27 protein-coding genes and 1 riboswitch are annotated in these 23,133 nt (G+C 40.0%); of the genes, 20 read left to right on the forward strand and 7 right to left on the reverse strand.

Annotated features, from left to right (window positions below; all coding sequences use genetic code 11):
- Position 1: 1 nt before the first annotated feature.
- The 16 genes from ACE199_RS12745 to ybaK all read left to right on the forward strand — a co-directional run bounded on the left by ACE199_RS12745 (position 2) and on the right by ybaK (position 13,335).
- Entirely contained in the window at positions 2 to 643 is a 642-nt protein-coding gene (locus tag ACE199_RS12745) for an NAD(P)-binding protein (protein WP_375350106.1), read from the forward strand.
- Positions 640 to 1,416, forward strand: a complete 777-nt coding sequence (gene cobA / locus ACE199_RS12750; RefSeq protein ID WP_375350107.1) for a uroporphyrinogen-III C-methyltransferase — start codon at positions 640 to 642, stop codon at positions 1,414 to 1,416. Before ACE199_RS12745 ends, cobA begins: the two co-directional genes overlap by 4 nt.
- A gap of 16 nt (positions 1,417 to 1,432) precedes the next feature.
- Entirely contained in the window at positions 1,433 to 1,996 is a 564-nt protein-coding gene (locus ACE199_RS12755) for a nitroreductase family protein (protein WP_375350108.1), read from the forward strand.
- 25 nt (positions 1,997 to 2,021) lie between these two features.
- Positions 2,022 to 2,558, forward strand: coding sequence for a cob(I)yrinic acid a,c-diamide adenosyltransferase (locus tag ACE199_RS12760; RefSeq protein ID WP_375350109.1), 537 nt, complete (start codon positions 2,022 to 2,024; stop codon positions 2,556 to 2,558).
- 17 nt (positions 2,559 to 2,575) lie between these two features.
- A complete protein-coding gene (locus ACE199_RS12765; protein ID WP_375350110.1) occupies positions 2,576 to 4,099 on the forward strand; it encodes a cobyric acid synthase in 1,524 nt (507 codons plus the stop codon).
- A 51-nt stretch (positions 4,100 to 4,150) separates the two neighbouring features.
- Positions 4,151 to 4,323: riboswitch (cobalamin riboswitch) on the forward strand.
- A gap of 122 nt (positions 4,324 to 4,445) precedes the next feature.
- A complete protein-coding gene (locus tag ACE199_RS12770; protein ID WP_375350204.1) occupies positions 4,446 to 5,414 on the forward strand; it encodes an ABC transporter substrate-binding protein in 969 nt (322 codons plus the stop codon).
- Positions 5,380 to 6,441, forward strand: a complete 1,062-nt coding sequence (locus tag ACE199_RS12775) for a FecCD family ABC transporter permease (RefSeq protein WP_375350111.1) — start codon at positions 5,380 to 5,382, stop codon at positions 6,439 to 6,441. Before ACE199_RS12770 ends, ACE199_RS12775 begins: the two co-directional genes overlap by 35 nt.
- A gap of 1 nt (position 6,442) precedes the next feature.
- The gene (locus tag ACE199_RS12780) at positions 6,443 to 7,912 is read left to right on the forward strand and encodes a heme ABC transporter ATP-binding protein (RefSeq protein ID WP_375350112.1); all 1,470 of its coding nucleotides are present in this window, start codon (positions 6,443 to 6,445) and stop codon (positions 7,910 to 7,912) included.
- Positions 7,909 to 8,877, forward strand: a complete 969-nt coding sequence (cbiB, locus tag ACE199_RS12785; RefSeq protein WP_375350113.1) for an adenosylcobinamide-phosphate synthase CbiB — start codon at positions 7,909 to 7,911, stop codon at positions 8,875 to 8,877. Before ACE199_RS12780 ends, cbiB begins: the two co-directional genes overlap by 4 nt.
- The gene (gene cobD / locus ACE199_RS12790; RefSeq protein ID WP_375350114.1) at positions 8,852 to 9,937 is read left to right on the forward strand and encodes a threonine-phosphate decarboxylase CobD; all 1,086 of its coding nucleotides are present in this window, start codon (positions 8,852 to 8,854) and stop codon (positions 9,935 to 9,937) included. Before cbiB ends, cobD begins: the two co-directional genes overlap by 26 nt.
- Positions 9,910 to 10,485, forward strand: a complete 576-nt coding sequence (locus ACE199_RS12795) for a bifunctional adenosylcobinamide kinase/adenosylcobinamide-phosphate guanylyltransferase (RefSeq protein ID WP_375350115.1) — start codon at positions 9,910 to 9,912, stop codon at positions 10,483 to 10,485. The genes cobD and ACE199_RS12795 overlap by 28 nt, the downstream gene beginning before the upstream one ends.
- The gene (cobS, locus tag ACE199_RS12800) at positions 10,482 to 11,273 is read left to right on the forward strand and encodes an adenosylcobinamide-GDP ribazoletransferase (RefSeq protein WP_375350116.1); all 792 of its coding nucleotides are present in this window, start codon (positions 10,482 to 10,484) and stop codon (positions 11,271 to 11,273) included. The genes ACE199_RS12795 and cobS overlap by 4 nt, the downstream gene beginning before the upstream one ends.
- Positions 11,225 to 11,848 carry a histidine phosphatase family protein gene (locus ACE199_RS12805; RefSeq protein WP_375350117.1) on the forward strand — a complete coding sequence of 208 codons (624 nt, stop codon included), beginning with the start codon at positions 11,225 to 11,227 and terminating at the stop codon, positions 11,846 to 11,848. Before cobS ends, ACE199_RS12805 begins: the two co-directional genes overlap by 49 nt.
- Entirely contained in the window at positions 11,800 to 12,225 is a 426-nt protein-coding gene (locus ACE199_RS12810; RefSeq protein WP_375350118.1) for a bifunctional adenosylcobinamide kinase/adenosylcobinamide-phosphate guanylyltransferase, read from the forward strand. Before ACE199_RS12805 ends, ACE199_RS12810 begins: the two co-directional genes overlap by 49 nt.
- A gap of 15 nt (positions 12,226 to 12,240) precedes the next feature.
- Positions 12,241 to 12,831: a cob(I)yrinic acid a,c-diamide adenosyltransferase gene (locus ACE199_RS12815; RefSeq protein WP_375350120.1), complete on the forward strand. Its 591-nt coding sequence runs from the start codon at positions 12,241 to 12,243 to the stop codon at positions 12,829 to 12,831.
- A gap of 30 nt (positions 12,832 to 12,861) precedes the next feature.
- Positions 12,862 to 13,335: a Cys-tRNA(Pro) deacylase gene (gene ybaK / locus ACE199_RS12820; RefSeq protein ID WP_375350121.1), complete on the forward strand. Its 474-nt coding sequence runs from the start codon at positions 12,862 to 12,864 to the stop codon at positions 13,333 to 13,335.
- Positions 13,336 to 13,488: 153 nt separating this feature from the next.
- On the opposite strand, the gene tatC is transcribed toward ybaK, so the two are convergent.
- The 4 genes from tatC to ACE199_RS12840 are packed head-to-tail and all read right to left on the reverse strand — an operon-like array spanning position 13,489 to position 16,765.
- Positions 13,489 to 14,223 carry a twin-arginine translocase subunit TatC gene (tatC, locus tag ACE199_RS12825; protein ID WP_375350122.1) on the reverse strand — a complete coding sequence of 245 codons (735 nt, stop codon included), beginning with the start codon at positions 14,221 to 14,223 and terminating at the stop codon, positions 13,489 to 13,491.
- 59 nt (positions 14,224 to 14,282) lie between these two features.
- Positions 14,283 to 14,507 (reverse strand): twin-arginine translocase TatA/TatE family subunit, encoded by a 225-nt coding sequence (locus ACE199_RS12830; protein ID WP_375350123.1) that lies wholly within the window; start codon positions 14,505 to 14,507, stop codon positions 14,283 to 14,285.
- A gap of 30 nt (positions 14,508 to 14,537) precedes the next feature.
- Entirely contained in the window at positions 14,538 to 15,080 is a 543-nt protein-coding gene (locus tag ACE199_RS12835; protein ID WP_375350124.1) for a RidA family protein, read from the reverse strand.
- Positions 15,081 to 15,136: 56 nt separating this feature from the next.
- Positions 15,137 to 16,765, reverse strand: coding sequence for a flavin monoamine oxidase family protein (locus ACE199_RS12840; RefSeq protein WP_375350125.1), 1,629 nt, complete (start codon positions 16,763 to 16,765; stop codon positions 15,137 to 15,139).
- Positions 16,766 to 17,082: 317 nt separating this feature from the next.
- Between ACE199_RS12840 and ACE199_RS12845 the strand changes: the two genes are divergently transcribed.
- The 3 genes from ACE199_RS12845 to ACE199_RS12855 all read left to right on the forward strand — a co-directional run bounded on the left by ACE199_RS12845 (position 17,083) and on the right by ACE199_RS12855 (position 20,262).
- A complete protein-coding gene (locus ACE199_RS12845) occupies positions 17,083 to 18,201 on the forward strand; it encodes a PRK06851 family protein (RefSeq protein WP_375350127.1) in 1,119 nt (372 codons plus the stop codon).
- Between the two features lie 169 nt (positions 18,202 to 18,370).
- The gene (locus ACE199_RS12850) at positions 18,371 to 19,573 is read left to right on the forward strand and encodes an MFS transporter (protein ID WP_375350129.1); all 1,203 of its coding nucleotides are present in this window, start codon (positions 18,371 to 18,373) and stop codon (positions 19,571 to 19,573) included.
- Between the two features lie 260 nt (positions 19,574 to 19,833).
- Positions 19,834 to 20,262 carry a MarR family winged helix-turn-helix transcriptional regulator gene (locus tag ACE199_RS12855; protein ID WP_375350130.1) on the forward strand — a complete coding sequence of 143 codons (429 nt, stop codon included), beginning with the start codon at positions 19,834 to 19,836 and terminating at the stop codon, positions 20,260 to 20,262.
- Positions 20,263 to 20,288: 26 nt separating this feature from the next.
- Here the strand turns inward: ACE199_RS12855 and bshB2 are convergent, their stop codons facing one another.
- The 3 genes from bshB2 to pdxK all read right to left on the reverse strand — a co-directional run bounded on the left by bshB2 (position 20,289) and on the right by pdxK (position 22,230).
- Positions 20,289 to 20,957: a bacillithiol biosynthesis deacetylase BshB2 gene (bshB2, locus tag ACE199_RS12860; RefSeq protein ID WP_375350131.1), complete on the reverse strand. Its 669-nt coding sequence runs from the start codon at positions 20,955 to 20,957 to the stop codon at positions 20,289 to 20,291.
- An 18-nt stretch (positions 20,958 to 20,975) separates the two neighbouring features.
- Positions 20,976 to 21,323 carry a YojF family protein gene (locus ACE199_RS12865; RefSeq protein ID WP_375350133.1) on the reverse strand — a complete coding sequence of 116 codons (348 nt, stop codon included), beginning with the start codon at positions 21,321 to 21,323 and terminating at the stop codon, positions 20,976 to 20,978.
- Positions 21,324 to 21,402: 79 nt separating this feature from the next.
- The gene (gene pdxK / locus ACE199_RS12870; RefSeq protein ID WP_180319805.1) at positions 21,403 to 22,230 is read right to left on the reverse strand and encodes a pyridoxine/pyridoxal/pyridoxamine kinase; all 828 of its coding nucleotides are present in this window, start codon (positions 22,228 to 22,230) and stop codon (positions 21,403 to 21,405) included.
- A 157-nt stretch (positions 22,231 to 22,387) separates the two neighbouring features.
- Between pdxK and ACE199_RS12875 the strand changes: the two genes are divergently transcribed.
- Entirely contained in the window at positions 22,388 to 23,068 is a 681-nt protein-coding gene (locus ACE199_RS12875) for a uracil-DNA glycosylase (RefSeq protein WP_375350134.1), read from the forward strand.
- Positions 23,069 to 23,133 lie beyond the last annotated feature (65 nt).

Here is a 23,133-nt window from a genome sequence, read left to right on the forward strand (position 1 = left end):
CATGGTGAATTACTATCCAGCCATGTTGAATCTTTCAGGAAAAAAAGCAGTTGTGATTGGTGGTGGAGCGGTCGCAGCTCGAAAGATTTTGACGTTGTTAGAAGCGGATGCTGAAGTCACGGTTATCAGTCCGAACCTCCATGAAAGCATTATGGAAGTGTTTATAGCAAAAAAAATCATCTGGAAGCAAAAGCGATTTGAGCCGGATGATTTGCAAGGTTTCTTCTTAATTATTGCGGCTACTAATCAATCGGCGATTAATGTGCAAGTGTATGAGTCTACGAACGATCATCAATTAATAAACCTTGTTGACCGTCCTGATTTAAGTAACTTTATCGTACCCGCTTCGCTTCGAAGAGGGGCGCTGACGATTTCGGTCTCTACTTCTGGAGCAAGTCCAGGATTAGCCCGAAAAATTAAGCAAGATCTTGCGAAGGAGTATGATGAAGTATACGAAGAATATCTGCTGTTTCTCGAACAATCGCGAAAAAGAGTGATAGAAGAAGTTGCGGATAGTACAATAAGAAGACACATATTACAGGGTTTGCTTGAATCACAATTTTTGGAGTTGACGAGGCAAGCCAATTACAAAGAACGAGAAGCGCGTTTACTACAATTATTGACAGGAGAGATTGCGCCATGAGTCAAGGGAAAGTCTATTTAGTTGGTGCAGGCCCGGGTGATCCAAAGCTGCTTACAGTTTATGGGCTTGAATGTATTCAAACTTCGGATGTAATTGCTTATGACAGGCTTGTTAATCCGAAATTATTAGAATATGCAAAAGAGGGAGCTGAGCTAATCTTTTGCGGAAAATCACCAGGGAGACATCATTTTATTCAAGATGAAATTCATACCCTTTTAGTGAATAAAGCGCTAGAAGGAAAAACGGTGACCCGTTTAAAAGGGGGAGATCCGTGCGTGTTTGGGCGAGGTGCTGAAGAGGCAGAAGTATTGGCTGAGCATGGAATCGAATATGAAATTGTCCCTGGTATAACAGCAGGCATTGCGGCTCCTGCCTATGCGGGCATTCCTGTCACACATCGCGAGCATGCATCAAGCTTTGCAATTGTAACCGGGCACGGTCGTGATAGTAAAGGCCAAGACCATCTGAATTGGTCAGCGCTTGCAACAGGTATCGATACAGTGGCCTTTTATATGGGTGTTGGCAACTTAGCGTATATTTGTAAACAATTAATTGACCATGGAAGATCAGCTCAAACACCTGTTGCTGTCATTGAATGGGGAACGACGGACAAACAAAGAACGGTTACTGGAAACCTCGAAACGATTCATGATTTAGTCGTACAGGAGAATATTCAAAACCCAGCGATGGTTCTTGTCGGTGAGGTTGTTCAATTACGTGACAAAATTAAATGGTACGAAAAAATAATAGAAACAGAAACGGTTACACCTTAAAAAGGAGAGATACGACTTGTCGATTATTCAAGCACTGAAAGAGCGGCGCGCGATTCGTAATTATGAGGACATTCCAGTCGAAGAGGAGAAAATTCAGCAGTTATTAGAAGCTGCGACATATGCACCGAATGATCGTCTGCGTGAGCCTTGGAATTTTTATGTGATTAAAGATGAAGCGAAAAAGCGTTATGAAGCATTAGCACAAGAATATTTGCAAGAACGCTTTCCGACTAAGCCTCATTTAGTAGAAAGCTCGCTAAAAGTCGTGACATCGACACCGGTCGTCATTGTTGTAACGGCAGATCAGGTTCCGGATGATTCAGATGCCTCTCACGATAATGTATTTGCAGTATGTTGTGCGATTCAATCGATGTGGCTTGCAGCTGGAGAGCTTGGTCTAGGGTTTGTTTGGCGTACAAGAGGAGTCGGTCTTGTTCATGACGAAAGAATGCATCGGTTTATTGGGTCGCCAGAAAATCAAAAGGTAGTAGGGACAATTTTTATCGGGTATCCAAAAGCCGATCAAGAAGTGCCAGCGACGAAACGAACTCCTTATACCGAAAAAACCGTTTGGCTCTAAATCATAAGGAAAAGAGGAGATTGAGATGGCACGCCAAGGACTGTTCTTGATTTATACAGGTGAGGGAAAAGGAAAAACAACGGCCTCACTTGGTGTGACGCTTCGGGCCATTGGCCGAGGAATGAACGTGAAATACTTGCAGTTTATTAAATCGCCAGAGCGCACATATGGCGAGGCATTGGCACTTCGGAAATTAGGTGTTGAAATGGAGCAATTAGGCATCGGGTTTACATGGACGAAAACACCAGAAGAACATCGAGCAGCTCTAAAGCAGGCTTGGGCAAAAGCGAAAGAAGCGCTTCAAAATCCTGAAACGGATTTGCTTGTATTAGATGAACTCAACAATGCATTAGCGATTTCTACATTTCCAATCGGGGATGTCCTACCGCTTGCAGAAGTGGTGGAAGCGATTCGTAACCGCCCCTCTCATATGCATCTCGTTGTAACAGGGAGAAGTGCAGCGAATGAATTAATCGAACTTGCTGATCTTGTGTCTACGATTGATGCGACGAAACATTACTATGAAAGCGGAATTCCTGCTGTAAAAGGATTAGAATTTTAAAGAAGCGAGGTATGTTTATGACTGCAAAAGCAATTATGATTCAAGGAACATCCTCTGATGTAGGGAAAAGTGTCATTTGTACAGCCTTCTGCCGAATTTTTTCTAATGATGGATTACGTGTTGTGCCCTTTAAATCACAAAACATGGCGCTGAATTCATTCGTGACATCAGATGGCGGTGAGATTGGACGAGCGCAAGGCGTTCAAGCGGAAGCAGCACGTGTCGTTGCGACAACCGATATGAATCCCATTTTATTAAAACCAAAGCAAGATATGGTGTCAGAAGTGATTGTTCATGGTAGACACTTTTTAGATATGGATGCGAGAAGCTATCGTAACAACTTTGTCCAAGAAGCGATGCCAATCGTGGAACAATCCGTTCGTAAGCTGCAACAATCCTATGATGTAATCGTTTTAGAAGGGGCAGGCAGTCCAGCAGAAATTAATTTGAAAGATCGAGATATTGCTAATATGCGAATGGCTCATTTGGCAGATGCAGCGGTTATTTTAGTTGCTGATATCGACCGCGGAGGCGTATTTGCTTCTATTGTCGGAACGCTAGCACTCTTAGATGAAGCGGAAAGAAAGCGTGTTAAGGGCATTATTATTAATAAATTCCGTGGTATGCGTGAACTGCTGGATGACGGAATCCGTTGGGTTGAGCAGGAAACAGGCATCCCGGTCCTCGGTGTTGTTCCATATATTGATGTCAATATTGAAGCGGAAGATTCCCTTGCCCTTTCTTCATTACGTTTTAAAAAACCAAAGCAAAATGAATTTGCGATTGATGTAGCGATGATTCGTCTACCTCGTATTTCTAACTTTACGGATGTGGATCCACTTTTTGATGAACCGGATGTTGGTGTGCGCCTCGTTAGTTTAGTAAAAGAGCTTGGCGAGCCAGATCTATTAATTATTCCGGGTACGAAAAATACAATCGGTGACTTAGCGTGGTTGAAAGAGGAAGGATTTGACCGGGCCATTTGTGAACTTCATGCAAAAGGAAAGCGAGTTATCGGTATATGTGGCGGTTTTCAAATGCTAGGATGTGAATTACTAGACCCTGATGCAGTAGAAGGCAGTGGTGAAAGTGCGATTGGCCTTTCTTTGCTTCCAGTGAAGACCGTTTTTAATAAAGAAAAGAAAACAAAGCAAATGACAGGTCGTCTTGTTCAAGCAATCGGATTAAGTGAGATGACACTTTCAGGTTTTGAAATTCACCTTGGAAGAACAAAAATTGATGCTGCCAAAGCAAGTCCTTTTTTATTATTAGAAGATGGCCGCGAGGATGGTGCCATATCGAATGATGGGCGTGTCATCGGCACGTATTTTCACGGTGTGTTTCATAATCGTCAATTTACGAGAGAACTAGTTAATCAAATTCGTAAACAAAAAGGGTTGCCGGAAGTGCAGGAAACGGTTAAATCGGATGCCGAGAGACGAGAAGAGGCTTATAATTTGCTTGCGAATCATGTAAAGCAACATATTGATATGGAACGCGTGTATCAGCTAATAAATCCTGAATTTTCCTTCGAATCATAAAAAAGATTATCTCCTATCCATCTTTAGTGTATAATCAAGCATAATGAACTATACATATGAAACGGATAAGGTGTCTACATTGACTTAAAAGGGAAGTTGGTGAAAATCCAACGCGGTCCCGCCACTGTTATTAGAAGTTTACAGCGAATGCCACTGTAGGTTTATGGGAAGGTGTTGTAAACGGTTTCTAAAAGCCAGGAGACCTGCCTATCCGAACACTTATAATACCTACGCGGATAGGAAAGTGTATGGCGGATATCCATTTATACATAATAGCCATGCAAACATCTCTTATCCTGTAGGAGGTGTTTTTTCTATGTTCAAAAAAGCAAAATGGGGGATAAGCATGAAAAAATTATCTAGTTTGTCAGCTTTGTTAGTACTTTCGGTAGGTCTTATGGCAGGATGTGGTGATTCTTCTAAAGAAGAAAATGCTTCAACTTCTAAAGGGAATGAGCCAACTGCTACTCAAGCTTTTCCGGTGACAATTAAGGATGCTGCGGGTGAAGAAGTGACAATTGAAAAAGAGCCGAAAAAAATTGTTTCCCTTATTCCGAGCAACACAGAAATTGTTTTTGAACTAGGGGCAGGTGACAATGTTGTCGGTGTTTCAGATAACGATAATTATCCAAAAGAGGTAGAGAAGATTGAGAAAATCGGCGGCATGGAGATGAATACGGAGAAGGTGATTGCAATGGAGCCGGATTTAGTGCTGGCTCATGCCTCTAATGCTCATAATGGAAGCGAAGGAATTAAACAATTAAAAGAAGTAGGTATTCCAGTACTAGTCGTTAATGATTCACAAAACTTTGAACAGGTCTATGAATCCATTGAAATGATTGGTCAAGCAACAGGTGAAAACGAAGCAGCAGAGGAACTTGTTCAAGATATGCAGGAAGATTTAAAAGAGATTGAAGAAAAGGCGAAGGCTGTGACAGAGCAGGACCGTAAGAAAGTGTTGATTGAAGTATCGCCAGCACCTGAAATTTATTCTCCGGGTAAAAATACATTTATGAATGAAATGCTGCAAATGATTGGAGCAGATAATGTAGCAGGAGATCTTGAAGGATGGGCTAAAATTGATGAAGAATCAATGATTGCTGCTAATCCAGATGTAATCGTTACGACTTATGGATACTACACAGAAGATCCAGTTGCCCAAGTGAAAAGCCGCAGCGGGTGGGAAGATGTTACAGCGATTAAACAGGAACAAATCTATGATGTGCATTCTGATTTAGTTACTCGTTCTGGCCCACGTTTAGTAGAGGGAGTAGAGGAACTTGCTGAAGCAATCTATCCGGAAATCTTTAACTAATAATAAACCTTTAGCTTATATTATTGCCGTTAGTTTTCTACTATTCTCGATGATGGTAGGGATTTCAATTGGTTCAGTTTCAGTTCCTTTTCTCACATTATTTCAGATATTAGGTAAGGAAGTATTTCATTTACCCATTGCAGCACAACCAGATACGATGTTTACGAATATTGTCATGAATATTCGCTTGCCGCGTGTGTTGTTAGCGGGCTTAGTAGGGGCATCTCTCGCTATTGCGGGAGCTGCCTTTCAAGGTTTGTTGCGCAACCCGCTTGCGGATCCATATACATTAGGGGTCTCTTCAGGCGCATCTGTTGGAGCCGTTGCGACGATTTTTCTTGGACTTTCTATACCTGTTTTAGGTAGCTTTACACTTCCGATATTGAGCGTAATCTTTTCGGTCGTCACGATTTTTTGTGTACTTCTTTTTGCTAAAAAAATGGATCGATCGATGAAGGTTGAAACGATTATTTTAACAGGGATTATTTTTAGTTCATTTTTAAGTGCGTTCATTTCGCTCATGATTGCGTTAACAGGTGAGGAATTACGTCAAATTATCGGCTGGCTCATGGGGAGTGTGTCGATGCGCGGTTGGAACTATATTGTAATTATCCTGCCGTTTTTCGTTATCGGTTCACTGATTTTAATGATGAATACTCAGGAACTAAATGCCATGACATTTGGGGAAAATCGGGCGAAGCATTTAGGTGTGAATGTACAAAGACGGAAGTTAACCATTTTAATAGCAGGTTCTGTTTTAACCGGAGCTGCTGTTGCTGTATCAGGGACGATTGGCTTCGTGGGTCTCGTTATTCCTCATATTATTCGGCAAATTTGGGGACCAGATCATAAACATTTATTGCCGTTATCGTTACTCATCGGCAGTGGTTTTTTAATATTAGCTGATTTGGTCGCAAGGATGATTATATCACCATCTGAATTGCCAATTGGTGTTATTACGTCTTTAATTGGTGCGCCAGCATTTGCTTTAATTTTACTAAAAAGAAGAAGGCAAGGGGAGAGATAAGATGCTTGAAGTAACGGGGTTATCGGGTGGGTATTATAATCACCCTGTCTTAGATTCGGTTTCTTTTACGGTAAATAAAGGGGAGTTGTTTGGAATACTCGGCCCAAATGGAAGCGGAAAAACAACACTTCTAAGCATGTTAAGCGGCGTGTTAGCTTATGAAGCCGGTACAATTAAAATTAAAGGCAAAAGTCTAAAGGAATATTCAGCAAAGCAATTAGCACAAGTGATTGCCGTTTTACCACAGCATTCTTCGCTTGCGTTTTCTTATACGGTGAAAGAAACCGTTTCACTCGGTCGATATGCCCATCAAAAAGGCCTATTTCATTCATGGTCAGACGAAGATGAAGCCGTTGTTCAGAAAGTAATGGAACAGACAGGGGTAGCTGATTTTAGCGATTATCAGTTTGAACAGTTATCTGGGGGAGAACGACAACGTGTATTGTTAGCTCAAGCACTTGCTCAAGAACCAGAAATTTTATTTCTAGATGAACCAACGAATCATCTCGATCTTTCCTATCAAAAAGGGTTGCTCGATTTAATGAAAAAGATGGCGCTGGAGTATGAGCTAACGGTCATTGCTATTTTTCATGATTTAAATTTAGCTGGTTTATATTGTGATCGTTTAATGCTGCTTGAAAAAGGCCAAGTAAGGGTAAACGACATTCCAAATGAGGTGCTAAAGCAAGAACGAATTCAGCAAGTATATCGAACAGAGATTGAAAAGCACCCACACCCAGCGATTCCAAGACCGCAAATGTTTATTGTCCCCGATCAGCATGATTCAGAGAAAGAATCGTGTGTGATTAATGGGGAATATTTAAAGGTTTCAGATGAAATGATTCAATTGCATGCCCCAATTCCACTGCGAACGATGTCTTCAGGAGTGACCGGTTCTGGAACAGGATGGCATCAGGCATTTGTGAATCGTCATGTGTCTCATACATATAGCTGTGAGAATCATGTAGAAGAAATGACGGATTATTTACGAAGTTATGGATTTGAACCGAGTGAAACAGTTGGCATGATGACAGCTGTTTTTTTAGAAGCGGTGTCTTATCGGTTTTTACAGGGAGAAAACTTCTCAATCTTTGTCGTTGTGACGGCGGGAGTCGGGAACGCAGTTGATGCTTCGCTTGCTGATCAACATTCAGATGCGCCAAGGCCAGGAACGATTAATACGTGGATATTTATCAACGGTCACGTAGCTGAAGAAGCATTCATTCATAGCATTGTCACGGCAACAGAAGCGAAAGTAAAAGCCTTACATGAACTTGGCGTGAAAGATCCAGTTACAAATACCTGGGCAACAGGAACATCAACAGATAGTATATTAATCGCCGCTACACAGCGAGGAGAGAGGCTTCAATATGCGGGTACAATTACGCCGCTCGGAAAGCTGATTAGTCGAGGTGTATACGATTGTACGGTTGAAGCAATTGAAAGAAATGAGCGGGTGAAGCGAACATGATACTAACTCATCTATATGCTATTACATTGGCGTTTTTCCTCGATGTATTGATTGGGGATCCTCCTAAGTGGCCGCATCCAGTCAAATGGATAGGGACGCTTATTAGCCGATTAGATCAAAAGTTAAATACAGGTCATTATAAGAAACAAAAAGGCATGGTCATGCTAGTGATTGTTTTGCTGCTAGCATTTGGATTAACGGTTGCGATTACCTATTTGGCTTATCAATTACATATGATTGCAGGAATCATTGTGGAAGCGATTTTAATTTTCACAACGATTGCTCAAAAAAGTCTTCGTCAGGCAGGGATGGACGTATTTCGTCCGCTTGTAGAGGGAGATATGTCAGAAGCTCGTTTAAAGCTTTCTTATATTGTTGGTCGTGATACGGATCAGCTGGATGAAGGTGAAATTGTTCGCGGAACGGTTGAAACAGTCGCCGAAAATACGAGTGACGGTATTACAGCTCCCTTATTTTGGGCTCTTATTGGCGGGGCTCCGCTAGCGATGGTGTACCGAGCGATTAATACATGCGATTCGATGGTTGGTTATCGCAATGATAAATACGGAGAGTTCGGCTGGGCATCTGCTAAGTTAGATGATGTTGTGAACTGGATACCGAGTCGACTAACAGGTTTTTTAATGTTGCTGGGTTATCCGTCACGCTATCATCAGTGGAAAAGGCGCTGGTTGATATTATGGACAGATGCAAAGCGTCATCCAAGTCCAAATAGCGGATGGACAGAAGCGGCAGTGGCTTCTCTTTTAGGTATTCAATTGGGCGGTCGTAATGTGTATAAAGGCGTGGTTTCTTATCGTGCAAAAATGGGGCAGCCTCTTGTTCCATTAAAAGCCATTCATATTCGTAAGACAATCTCTATTATGCATTTCGCGTCGGTGCTTTTCTTAATACTGCTTTGGTTAGGGGGCTTGATTTATTATGGCATTACCAACTCATGGAGCTAATCCGCATTACTTATATGAAGCGCTTGGAATGGACATGCCTTCATCCTATGTCGACTTTAGCGCGAACATTAATCCTCTAGGCCCTCCTTCTAGCTTACAAGAGCATTGGTCTCGTCTGTTTAACAGCATAATTCACTATCCAGATCCGCATGCTGTGGAGTTGACAAAACTTTTAGCTTATAAAGAGCAGCTTTCGGAACATTCTATTCTGGTTGGGAATGGCGGTGCAGAAATGATTACCCTTGTTGCGCGTTTGTTAGCGGGCAAGAAGGTGCTGATTATTCAGCCTGCTTTTGCTGAATATGCAGAAAGCTGTTACGCTGCGGGCTGTGATGTGAGTTTTTATCAGCTGCAAGAACCGAATTGGGAGTTACATATCGAGTCATTGCGTCCGTATTTGCAAAAAAATGATGCTGTTTTTTTATGTACACCAAATAATCCTACAGGTATTTCCTTCGCGAGAGAATCGGTTCGTGAACTCATTGTGGAATGTGAACAAGCGAACTGTATGGTTGTCATTGATGAGGCATTTTATGATTTTACAGAAGATTCTTTTACCTATGCACCACTTCTTGCTCAATATAAGCATGTTATGATTTTACGTTCGTTAACGAAAATTTTTGCCATTCCAGGTTTACGTTTAGGCTATTTATTAGCAGATGCAGAAATGATTCAGCAATTAAAACCGTATAAACCGCATTGGAGTGTTAATGCTATTGCACTAGAGGCAGGGAAGCTCTGTCTTGCTGAAGAGATATATGTAGAGAAAGCAAGGGCGTATATCCATGAGCAAAAACAGAAACTATTTTCGTTTTTTGAAGAATATCAGTTTGATGTTTCTGATAGTTCCATTAACTTTTACCTATTAAAAGATTCAAAAGTTAAAGATTCAACGGCGATGTTGAAATTTTTATTAAGCCGGGGGATTATCCCGCGCCACACGTATAATTTTCCAGGATTAGATGGGAGATGGCTTCGTTTCGCGATTAAAAGTAAACGGGATAATGAAGTATTGATGGAGGGATTACGTGAATGGCGAAAGCAGCACTCTACTTTATAACAGGTGGCGTCAGAAGTGGAAAGAGCCGCTTTGCCGAACAAACTGCGCAGGAATGGGCTATAGAGCAACATGCCGCTCTTCATTATTTGGCATGCGGACGAGTATTTGATGCTGAAATGGCAGAGCGTGTAAATAGACATCAAGAGGATCGTGAGAACAGTCCGATTCCATGGAAAACATGGGAATTACCTACTGATATTGAGAGAATAGTAGAGGGAATCAATCAAGATTCTGTCGTTTTATTAGATTGTTTAACAACGCTTGTGGATAATGAATTATTTACACCGCAAAAGCCGCTTGAAGCGGAGTTTTTAGAAGAGACTTTCATAAAAATTATGAAGGGTATTGAAGAAATTCAGCGTCATGCTGCTTGTTTGATTATTGTAAGCAATGAAGTGATTCAAGAACCAATTTTCCACAACGAATTTTTGCATACATATGCGAAAATGTTAGGCTTGCTTCATCAAGGCATTGTAGAACGTGCTGATGCAGCGTACATGGTTGAATGGGGGATACCGGTCATGAAAAAAGGAGGCACACGAATATGAGTGCAATGATTGGGTTTCTAATCAACCTGCAATTTTTTACGGTTATTCCGCTGAAAAAAGCACTGCCAATGGAGAAACCATTTATCCATCGCGCAATTCAAACATTTCCTTTAGTAGGGGTGTTACTCGGCCTGGTGATGGGAGCTGTTTTATATGCAATGGTTGAATGGACTCCGTTTTCAACGCTTTCAATCGCTTTTGTTCTTTGGTTATTAACGATTGTGTTAACCGGTGGTCTGCATCTGGACGGCTGGATTGATACGAGCGATGCGTTTTTTTCCTATCAGGATAAAGAACGACGTTTAGAGATTATGAAAGATTCGCGTACAGGTGCTTTCGGTGTCATTTCGGTTATTGTGCTGCTCGCTATGCGTTTCTTATTTATTTATGAGATTGTTGACCGCCTAACGATTTGGAGTTATTTTCTCATCATTATTATGCCGTTTTTAAGCAAGTGTGTGATGGGCTATTTGCTTTGTAAAATGCCGCTGGCTAAACAAGAAGGCCTAGGGGCTTTTTTTCAAAGTGCTGCCCGCAAAAATAGTCTGTACGTTTATTGGTTATATTTACTGGCAAGTGCTGTAATAGCCTTTGTATTAGGAACGAAACTCGGTATTTTATTAATGATTCTTATGATAGCAACCGGTTTATTTTTGCTATTTCTTAAGAAGAAAATTGTGCAATGGTATGGCGGAATCACTGGGGATGTATTAGGTGCATCAGTGGAAGGAGTGGAATTATGGTTATGGTTCATTCTATGGCTATTACATTACTTCGTCACGGGCTAACAGAGGCTAACGAGCGAAAGGCCTATCTCGGTTGGACAGATTCTCCTTTGAGTGAAGGCGGCAAGGCAGACATTCAGGCACTAGCCGGCTGTTTTGATACATATGAACATGTCATTTCCAGCGATTTGCCTCGTTGTGTAACAACTGCACAGCTTCTATTTCCGACTGCCTCTATTATATCAGACTCCGCTTTTCGTGAAATGAATTGGGGGCTTTGGGAAGGAAAAACGTATGAACAATTGAAGGAAGATTCATACTATCAAACTTGGTTGGAAAACCCGATGAAAGCGGATGTTCCAGAGGGAGAAAGTTACCCTGTTTTTTCGGAAAGAATCAGGGAAGGTTGGCGAAATCTTAACATTGGAAAAGTAGAGAATATCGTGATTATGACACATGGCGGCGTTGTTCGCGAATTGTTAACCCGTTATGCTCCTGAAGAAAAGTCATTTTGGGATTGGCAAATTCCGCATGCGGGCGGTTATGAATTATTTTGGAATGATAAAGAAGCATGGAGGAGGGGAGAGCGATGCACTTCGTTACGGGTGGTGCCTATAATGGAAAAGCAAAATGGGTAAGAAACTATTACTCTGAGGAGGCACCGGTGCAATGGATATCTGCTTATCGAGGTGAAGCACTTCCCTTTGATTTCGATGAAGATTTTGTTGTATTGCAAGGAGTCGAGATGTGGCTTCGAAACGAAGTACAACAGCAAACGGCAACGGCAATTCGCATGAAATGGCAGGAAATCATCAAACGATGGCGAATATGGGAAGAGGAGAAAAACACGCGTTGTTGTATTATCATTGGAGCGGATATTACAAAAGGGATTGTCCCCATTGAAGCGTATGATCGAACTTGGCGCGATGCTTCCGGCTGGGTTTTTCAAGATATAGCTGCTGCTTCTAGCCGTGTCGATATCATTTGGTATGGAATAGCTCAACAAGTAAAGTAGAGGAGGAATTTTTTTATGAAGATTTACACACGTACAGGTGATAAAGGACAAACAAGTGTGATTGGCGGTCGTTTAGATAAAGACGATATTCGAGTGGAGTCTTATGGTACAGTTGACGAAGTGAATAGTTATATTGGGCTTGCGGTGACGGAGTTAGACCCTGCTATTTTCGCTGATGTATTAGCAGATCTTGAAAAAATTCAACATGAGCTATTTGACTGTGGCGGCGACCTAGCAACCATTTCTGAAAAAGCACCGAAAAAATTAACGGATGAAGCGATTACATATTTAGAAGAGAGAATTGATGCATTTATCGTAGAAGCTCCAGCATTAGAGCGATTTATTCTGCCAGGAGGATCAAAGGCAGCGGCAACAATTCACCTTGCTCGTACAGTGACTCGTCGTGCAGAACGATTAGTTGTTGCCCTTGTGAAAACGGGAGCTGCCGTGTCTCCTTTAGCACTTCAATATTTAAATCGCTTATCAGATTATCTATTTGCAGTTGCCCGTGTTATTAACTTCCGTTTAGGTGTGAGCGATGTAGAATATGCGCGTAGTGCGAATGTATTCCGCGGCGGAAAAAGAAAGGAACGCGAGACAGAATAAGCGTTTAGATTAAAGGAGTTCTTGTTTTCTATGGCTAGTAAAACAAATGCGATGCGTCTTCTTGATGCAAAGAAAATCGACTATCAGATGATGGGATACGACAATCAAGATGGTAAAATTGACGGCTTATCGGTTGCTGAGAAAATTGGCAAAAGCCCTGAGTCAGTGTTTAAAACGTTAGTCGCTCATGGTGCCCCGCAGCATGTATATGTCTTTGTCATTCCAGTAGGAGAAGAACTAGATTTGAAAAAAGCAGCTAAAGCAGCGGGCGAGAAGAAGATTGAAATGCTTCATGTCAAAGACCTTTTAAAATGGACTGGCTATATCCGCGGCGGCTGCTCTCCAATTGGGATGAAGAAGCTATATCCAACCTTTGTGGATGCGAGTGCCAAAAATCTAGATACCATTATCGTCAGCGGTGGCAAAATTGGTACGCAAATTGAACTAACTGTTGAAAATTTACTCGCTGCGACCGAGGCGAAAGTTGAAGCATTAACGAAATAATTGATTAGTAAACGAACTTTACTTTTGCGGGAAAGGCTTGTAAGTACATAGACGAAGAACGCCACGTCTTGCGGCTTCGTCTATGTGACCCGCTTTCTGCGTGCCTCAATTACGAAAAATATTATATCTCAGTTGCGGAACAGGCAACCTTAGTTATGAAGCTTCAAGGTTAGGTTCCATGGTTGCAAGTCTCTTCTTATAAACAATCTTGGAAATGGAGACACTCAATTCGTAAAGAAGCAATAAAGGAACAATGACCAGGATATCTGAGATAAAATCGGGTGGCGTAATTAGGATGGACACGACGACGAGAACAAAATAGGAGAGTTTCCTTGCTTTAGCCAACCTCATTGGATTGAGAATTCCAAGTCTTGTTAAAAACATTACCACTAACGGCATTTCAAATAGAAAACCGAATGGTAAACTCAAGTTAATCATGAACCCGAAGTATTTATCTGCCGTAAACATCGTTTCAAACTGCCCCGCGGACATCTTCATTAAAAACCCTAACACAATTGGAAACAACACAAAATATCCAAAGGAGATTCCGATAATAAACAAAATGAATAATCCCGGGATGAACCTTAAAGTGACTTTACTCTCATCTTTTGTCAGTGCAGGAGCTATAAACTTCCATGTTTGATATGCAACTACTGGAATCGTCGCTGCGATGGCAAATACACCTGAGAGCATCATATATACCCATAAAATATCACTTGGCCCTAGGACGGCCAATTTTCCATCAAGATCTCTAATTAGCCAATGATAAATATCCTGGACAAAAATAAACGCACCAACGAAAAAGATACTGAATGCTAATAAAATTTTGATAATTCGTTGGCGAAGTTCCTCTAAATGTTCAATGAGATGTAGATCCTTGTTTTCCATGACAGATGCCTCCTATTATCAAAAAAAGAAATAGACGAGTTGCCCCGCCTACATATTGATTATGAAACTATCGATTTATCCTGTTTCTTTTCGATAGCTGTTAAATCAGGTTTTTTCACTTCCTCTTTATCCTCATCCGATACTAACCCCTTAGTCGCAGTTTTGAATTCAGATAAAGTACGTCCAAAGGCTCGTCCGATTTCAGGTAATTTAGAAGGTCCGAAGATGACAAGTGCAATAATTAGAATTAAAATCAAGCCTGGAACACCGATATTTTGTAACAATGCTATCCACTCCTATCAAGTAATCACTAATTACTTGTTTTTATTTTTATATGCTACTTCTGCTTCAATCTCAATTAGCCAATCTGAGTTTACTAAGCTATCGACGCCGACAGTGGAACGAGCTGTCTTAACTGGATTTTCTTTTGTATTAAAGAACTTGGCATAAGCATTAAACCATCCTTGATAGTCTTGTTTATTCCCTTTGTTTGGATCAGGTGTAAGATACACTCTTAAATATGTTATATCTGACATAGAGAGGCCTTTTGCTTTAAGATCTGCTTCTAAAGTCTTTAAAATTCCAATTGCTTGAGTTTCTGTATCACCATATCTTTCATAAGTCGTCTTTCCATCTTTATTTAAAAGGGGAGGGACTGTTCCACTAAACGATAACCGATTATAATTTTGGGGTACAGAAACGGAACTAGAAATTGAAGAAGTTGGGGACCCAAAAAAGGCTATTTTATTTGATTTCAGTTCTGACTTTTCACTACCTGCAGAAGCCAAAGAGATTCCCGTGATTAAACTTGTCCCAAGTACTGTAGTAGCAATTATTGATTTAATAGATTTTTTCATGAAATCATCTCCTTTTATCTGTAAAGATGAAAAATTAACTCAATTTAATTTGCTTTTTATCCTACTTTAGAATTAACCTTGCTTTCTTTTAAAACGTCTTTATGAATTCTACTAACGACAATTCTTGCTGACTCAAATGACCCTGCCATCCATCCAGTTAAATAACTAAGATGTTCACCAGCAAGGTGGATTCGACCCTGCGGTTCATTTAAAATAGGGTAGTAGTTTTTACGGTCAGATGCGGAGTACTCAGCCCATCCGCCTTCATTATATTTAATTTTGTGCCATGCAACAGAGAAGGAATTTTCAAATTCCTTGGCATATTGAGGGTGGATTTTTCCTCCTTGAGATAGAGCACGAGCTTGTCTCTGTGAAAGAGATAGATTTCCATAATCTACTGCACTTTTCCCAAAATTATAATAGCCAATTAACACACCTTTTTGTGTTAAATAGTCATGAGATGGATACCAAATTTGCGAAATATCCATATTCGTTGTTGTAATTCCACCAAGAATACGATCATCTTGCTCCCAGAATCTATTTTTAAATTGAAAACCAATTTTTCCGGTTGTTGCATAATTTATACTTTTAATAGCATTTTTCATTGGTGCTGTAAAATCAGCCGGGATATTTTTCAATACGGATAGCGGGATTGTACAAATGCAATAATCCCCTGTTATTTCTTTTGTTTTTCCATTCGACTTTGTTTTGTATACAATCCGAACTCCATTGGCTGATTGTCTAATCTCTTGAACTTCGGCTCCGAATGTTATGATTCCTGGTAATCGTTTTTCAAGGGCCTTTGGAATTTGGTCCATTCCTCCAACCGGTTGGAACATCATAGGCTGTTGAGTAAAGCTATAGTCTCCGCTAATACTATTCATCATTCCTGATTGAAGAAGATCGCTAAAGTTATATGGTTTATCTATTGTGCCAGGTTGAAGACCTCCACCAGGCAATTCCTTATATCCACGACGACTTGACCCGTTGTATGTAAAATCTGCAGATAAATCACCTTCTCTTATTAGATAATCTTTTAATCTATCAATATCATCTTTTGAAAGAGGGGCATCTAGCGCTGCTTTATCAGCAACTTTTGCTAATAATTCCGCTACATAGCCTCGAGTATCAGCTTTTACCGTACCCTTTCGTATTTTTTGATTGGAAAGAGACCCGGCATTTTCCTGATAGTAGTATGAGAATTCATTTGAATTAGCGAATACTTCAAGCTTGACACCTAGCTCCTTACAATAATCCATTGTTACATGATTTTGTGGAATACGGGCAGGCCCAGCATTCATGTATTGTCCCTTATCAAATTTAGCTGTTTGCTTTATCCCATTAATTTCTGTTTGTGTAGTTCCTCCTCTTACTGTCCAGTTTCGGCCCCCAGTACGATTTCTTGCTTCAAGTATTTTGCAATCATAACCGGCTTTTCCTAATTCATAAGCTGCGGCCATTCCCGCAATACCTGCTCCTAAAATGATAACTTTTTTACCGTTTTTATTTGCCATCGCTAAATCACTTTTCTTCGGAGCGTCGAAATCTTTTGCACTTGCCATTAAGGGATTACCTAATAGACCTAAAGATTCCATCGCACCCCACACTGCAACTGCCCCGCCGACTTTACCAACTTGATCGAGAAAATCTCTCCTTGTCATACTTTTATCTTGCTTACTTTCCATGATTTACTCACCCTCTTTTCTTTTGGATGAGTTCATAATATACCAATAATTTACATTATTATGTTTTTTTGTAAGATAATCTTACGTATTTTTTGTTCATAGAAATTAGATTATGTTAATTTATTTGCTTTTTTGTCAGAATTTCTCACATTGAGGTCTTATGAAAAAATCTATTAAACATGGACTACCAAGACTTCTTTTCTATTCACAATATTGCTCAACAGAATTTTTAGGGAGTAGGCACTCACCCATTTACTCTTTTTCGCATACTCTATCCCGAAGAAACACATTTGTTCAAAGAGGAGAGTGTGTTCAAGGTGACAGGAAAAGCATTGCATTACTTTGCCGGGGGAAATACAGCACGAGGCTATTTCAGCTTATACGAATCTAATTTCGCTGAGTTAGAGAAGATTTTTATTTTAAAAGGCGGCCCAGGGATGGGGAAATCAACGCTAATGAAAAAATTGGCGAATGAATGGCTAGAAAAAGGCTATGATGTAGAATATATCCACTGTTCTTCTGATCCAGATTCGATTGATGGTGTTATTTTTCCGGCTTTAAAAATAGGGATTGTGGATGGAACAGAGCCGCATGTTGTAGAACCGAAAGCACCGGGGGCTATTGAAGAGTATGTGAACTTAGGTCATGCATGGAATTCACAGCAGTTAGTTGCGGAAAAAGCGGATATTCTTCGTTTAATGAAAGAACGGCAGGAAGCTTATGAGAGGGCTTACAAACATTATGCTGAAGCGCTGGCCGTTCATGATGAATGGGAAGAAATATATATTGCTAATATGGATTTTGAAAAGTTAAATGCATTAACAGGGAAATTAAAAACAAAGTTCTTCGGCGATATTTTCTTGAATAAAAAGGCAGATGTCCGGCATCGTTTTCTAGGAGCTGCTACACCGATTGGCGCTGTGGACTATGTTCCTAACTTAACGGAAGGTTTGCCGAAACGTTATTTCTTAAAAGGAAGACCAGGTTCGGGAAAATCGACGTTGTTGAAAAAGCTTGCCACGACGGCGGAGAATAGAGGATTTGATGTTGAAATCTATCATTGTGGATTTGATCCAAATAGTTTGGATATGGTGATTGTTCGGGAGCTTGGGATGGCGATTTTTGATAGTACAGCTCCTCATGAATATTTTCCAAGTCGTGCAGGCGATGAAATTATCGATTTATATAAGGTCGCTATTTTACCTGGAACGGACGAAATTTATAGTGACCAAATTAAAGATGTTTCAGCTAGATATCGTGCAAAGATGAATGATGGAACAGCTAGTTTAGCTGAAGCCAAGAAGCTGCACGATGAGATAGAAAAGATTTATCAAAGAGCGATTGATTTTACAATTATTGATGATATTCAAAAAGATATGGAAACGGATATCCTCGATTTAGCAAAAGGAAATACAAGTAAATCGATTTTACATTAATAGAGAATGCCGTATTCTTTTATAGAGTACGGCATTTTTCATTAAGTTATGGTTAATTGCCACTAGACAATTACAAAAAACAGGAGTATAGTTACCTAGGTAACTATTTATCGGATGAACTTAGTATATTATTTAATTATGTAAAAGGAAGAGAGGGCATAGTAAATTTATGAGTCACAAACCGAAATTGTGGACGAAAGATTTCATTATCCTTTCGTCGACAAACTTTTTTATTTTTTTAACGTTTTATTTATTAATGGTTACATTGACCGCTTATACAATTGATCAATTCCATACTTCCCCGAGTCAAGCGGGGCTTGCTGCTAGTATCTTTGTACTTGGAGCTGTTCTCGTTCGTCCGATTGCCGGAAAGACAATTAATCGCATCGGTCAGAAGAAGATGTTAATCATTTCACTTGCTCTATTTATGATTGCTTGTATGCTTTATTTTTTTACAAATAGTTTAGCTTTTTTATTCTTGAACCGTATTATTCATGGAATGGCCTTTGGTATCGCAACAACGGCTACAGCAACGATTGCTGCGGGAATTATTCCAGCAGAAAGACGTGGTGAAGGAACGGGTTATTTCTCGATGAGTATGAATATCGCGATGGCTATTGGGCCGTTTATCGGGTTAATGATTACTCAATATTTAAGCTATACATTCGTATTTGTAGCTACGATTATTTTCTCGATTGCGGGATTATTGGCGACGGTATTTATTCGTATCCCTTCAATGGAGTTTACAGAAGGAACAACGAAAAAAGGGATGAAATGGAGCGATTTCTTCGAGAAAAGTGCCGTTCCCATTTCAATATTAGTAGCGTTGATTGGGTTTATTTATTCGAGTGTTTTATCGTTTTTAACAAGTTACGCACAGGAAATTCATTTAGTAAGTGCAGCTAGCTTTTTCTTTGTGATGTTTGCCATCTTCTTGTTAGTATCACGTCCATTTACAGGGCAGTGGTTTGATAAATATGGAGAAAATAGAATCATTTATCCATCCATTCTATTATTTGCAATCGGATTGCTTATATTGAGTCAGGCTCATATAGGTGCGATGTTATTGATTGCTGGTGCGATTATTGGGGTTGGCTATGGAACCTATCAATCAAGTACTCAAGCGATTGTGGTGAAAGAAGCTCCGTCTCATCGAATAGGGTTAGCGACATCCACTTATTTTCTGTTTACGGATCTAGGGATTGGGGTTGGTCCATTCCTGTTAGGCTTTGTGATTCCTTATATAGGATTCCGGGGTTTATATGTAACGATGTCAATTGCTGCCTTTGCTTGTATTATTGTGTATTACCTCGTTCATGGAAAAAAAGCATCGAACCGAACAGGCAAACCGTTACATGCTGAAAATTTTTAAAAAGAGTATAAAAGATATCATAAAGGACATACTATTGATGTAATTGAATTTTTCCAAAAGTATTCCCCCTTTTCTCCGCCTGTAATCATATTACAGGCGTTTTTTTCGATTGAAAAATGTACGTTGTAGGTAGTTGAGATAGCTGACAAATTGATGAGGATAGTATAATGTGGTAACTAGGCCTTTGTCTGAAAATGGAGTCAAAGGCCAATTTTCTAATGCGAAAATAGTAGGTAACTATATATCTGGAGGTAGGGCAAATGCCTTTTTATAATAAGTTTTTTCATCATTATCTACAAGTATCTCGATTCTTTACGAAGAAATTAAATGAACATCTTTCTAAAATAGATTTGCATCAAGCTCAATGGTCAATTATTTATTATTTACATGAGTTTGGTACAGCAACTCTTGTTGAAATTAGCACTTATTTGAATGTGGAAAAACCAACTATAACAAGAACTGTTAATCGCTTAGAAGAGAGAGGATTCATTGAACAAATTCCGGGGAAAGACAAGAGGGAACGCCGCATTCAGTTGACGGATTTAGGCATGCATACATATGAGGAAGGTAAAAAAATAGTCGATAAATTTGAACAAAATATTATGAAGGATATTCCTGAAGCTGATCGTGAAGTAACAAGGCGAACTTTAAGAAGCTTACAGAGAAACTTAAAGGAAAGTAGTAAATAAAGACAACCCACTAATAGTGGGTTGTCCTAAAATTTGTATGTCCACATACGTTCTTCTTGAAGTTGGGAAATGAATTCTACCTCTTTGTTGGCGACTTGTTCTTCCCAATTTGCTAGAAGTGCCTCTGTTTGAGAACGATGTGCTTTCATGGCAGCTAGTTTTTTATTTTGAACAGAACGAATATCGTGCACAATATCTGGATTTCCTAATTCATCTAGGCAGTTGTTTGAAAAAGCTACACAATGGAGCTTTGGACGTTCAGCTTCCGGCATTCTTGCAACAGCTCGTACAACGGCTCTTCCTGTTGCTTCATGGTCAGGATGCACGCTGTAACCTGGATAGAATGTAATAACTAACGAAGGGTGAAGTTCATCGATAGCTTTTGCAATCATGTTTGTTAACTTTTCATCATCTTCGAATTCAATGGTTTTATCGCGCAGTCCCATCATTCGTAAATCCTGAATCCCGACGGCTTTAGCAGCATCAAGGAGCTCTTGCTTACGAATAACGGGAAGGGATTCTCTCGTTGCAAATGGCGGGTTGCCAAGGTTGCGTCCCATTTCACCTAACGTTAAACACATATATGTAACAGGTGTCCCAGCTTGAATGTGTAGAGCAAGTGTCCCGGCAACAGCAAATGATTCGTCATCAGGGTGCGGGAATACGACTAAAATATGTTTTTCCTTTTCCAACATGATCTCTCCTTTCATTCCTTATTCAAAAGGGCTGTAACTAAGCTGTAAGGCAACAGCTAGCTTGCCTGTATAATCAAGTCCAGCTAATAATAATCTACCTGATTGATCCACCTCAAAATGAGTTAAACCTTCTGCGTAAATCCAGCCGATAGAAAGTTTTAAGCCAACTCGGTATGGTCCTTCACCAATGATTTTTCCATGTTCATATTGAACAAGGGCATTTCTAATATAGGCACCTGCTGAGAAGAACGCTTCATCATGATGGCTGGCATATGCTCCATTTGTTGTTTCTAAATGAAGATAAACATCTTGCTTAGCAAAGGAGTCAATGACGGCTTGTACTTCTTTTAAATCAATAGATTTCATTGATTTTCCCCCCTTATATATGAAAGTGAAAAGGCCGCTCTATATGTTGGAGCAAGCCTTTTATGATGATTCAAATTTATTATTGAGTTACTTTGTTTGGCGTGCCATATTTATGATAAGCTCCGTGATTAACTGGACCTACATATTCATTCATTTTCCAAGAATGACGTACAGCTTCAGTAATGAAGTCTTTTGCCGTATAAATTGCTTCTTTTACTGATTTTCCTTCTGCAAGTTGAGCTGCGATTGCTGCTGAAGATGAGCAGCCAGCTCCATGTGTATTTGTTGTTTCAATTTTTTCAGATTCTAAAATTTCAAACTCTTTGCCATCGAATAAAAGATCGATTGCTTTATCGTGATCTAATTTGTTTCCACCTTTAATTAGGACATATTTTGCACCAAGCGCGTGAATTTTTTCTGCTGCTTGTTTCATGTCGTCAATTGTTTTAATTGGTGCTGTGCCAGCTAGTTGTGCCGCTTCAAAAAGATTTGGTGTTACAACAGTTGCTCGTGGTACAAGCACATCGCGAAGAGCAACAGCCGTTTCAGGGTGAAGTACTTCATCTTCTCCTTTACATACCATAACAGGGTCAATTACGACTCTATCTAATTTTAGCTCGTCTATTTTTCGAGCAACGAGTTCAATGATTTCTACTGAACCAAGCATACCTGTTTTCATTGCATCAATGCCAACAGACAAGATTGTTTCCATTTGTGCTTCTAGTACGTCGACAGGTGTTGGGAAAACGTTATGTGCCCAACCTTTTTTTGGATCCATTGTTACAATCGTTGTTAATGCAGACATTCCGTAAATACCGAATTCTTGGAATGTTTTTAAATCAGCTTGGAGACCTGCGCCGCCGCTAGAGTCTGATCCAGCTACTGTCATTGCTTTTTTCATAGTCATATTGTGTGACCCCCTTAGGAGAATTAAAATCTGTATAATATTATATCCAATATCCTTGTTTTAGAATATACCATTATTTCCATTCTGTAAAATGAAGAAGACCTTTGTTTTTGCTTATAATGATAGGTAATACTGAGAGATAAGAAGGAGGGTAAAAATGATAAACCACGTGTTAGCAAAAGATTGGCAAGTTCTTTTAGAAAAGGAATTTAGAAAACCATATTATATGGAGCTCCAACGTTTCTTGGAGCAAGAATATGAGCAGCATCATGTATATCCGAAGGCTGAGAACATTTATCAAGCTCTTCAATTAACTCCTTATGAAGAGGTGAAAGTTGTTATTCTCGGCCAAGACCCGTATCATGGTCCAAATCAAGCGCATGGTTTAAGCTTTTCCGTTCAACCTGAAGTGAAGGTTCCGCCATCTTTAAAGAATATCTATAAGGAGTTGCATCAAGATATAGGCTGTTCCATTCCGAATAACGGTTATCTGATTGAATGGGCTAAGCAAGGGGTGCTGCTGCTAAATACCGTTTTAACTGTACGAGAAGGAGAGGCGAATTCTCACCGTCGGAAGGGATGGGAGACATTTACGACGGAAGTTATTCGTTTGTTGAATGAACGAGAAAAGCCGATGGTGTTTATTCTATGGGGAAAACCAGCTCAAAGTAAAATGTCTCTAATTGATACAGCTCGTCATAAAGTTTTAACAGCTCCACACCCAAGTCCGCTCTCGGCTAATCGAGGATTCTTTGGGAGCAAGCCTTTTTCGGAGACAAACGCCTATTTAAAGCAATGGGGTATGCAAGAAATCGATTGGCAAATTTCAAATCGGTAAAGGGAAGGGAGGAGCCGGTTGATGAAACGGATAAATTGTATAGCATGTAAGCATTATTTTGTTAC

The sequence above is a fragment of the Peribacillus sp. Hz7 genome (assembly GCF_042136355.1).
Classification (GTDB): Bacteria; Bacillota; Bacilli; order Bacillales; family DSM-1321; genus Peribacillus; species Peribacillus asahii_A.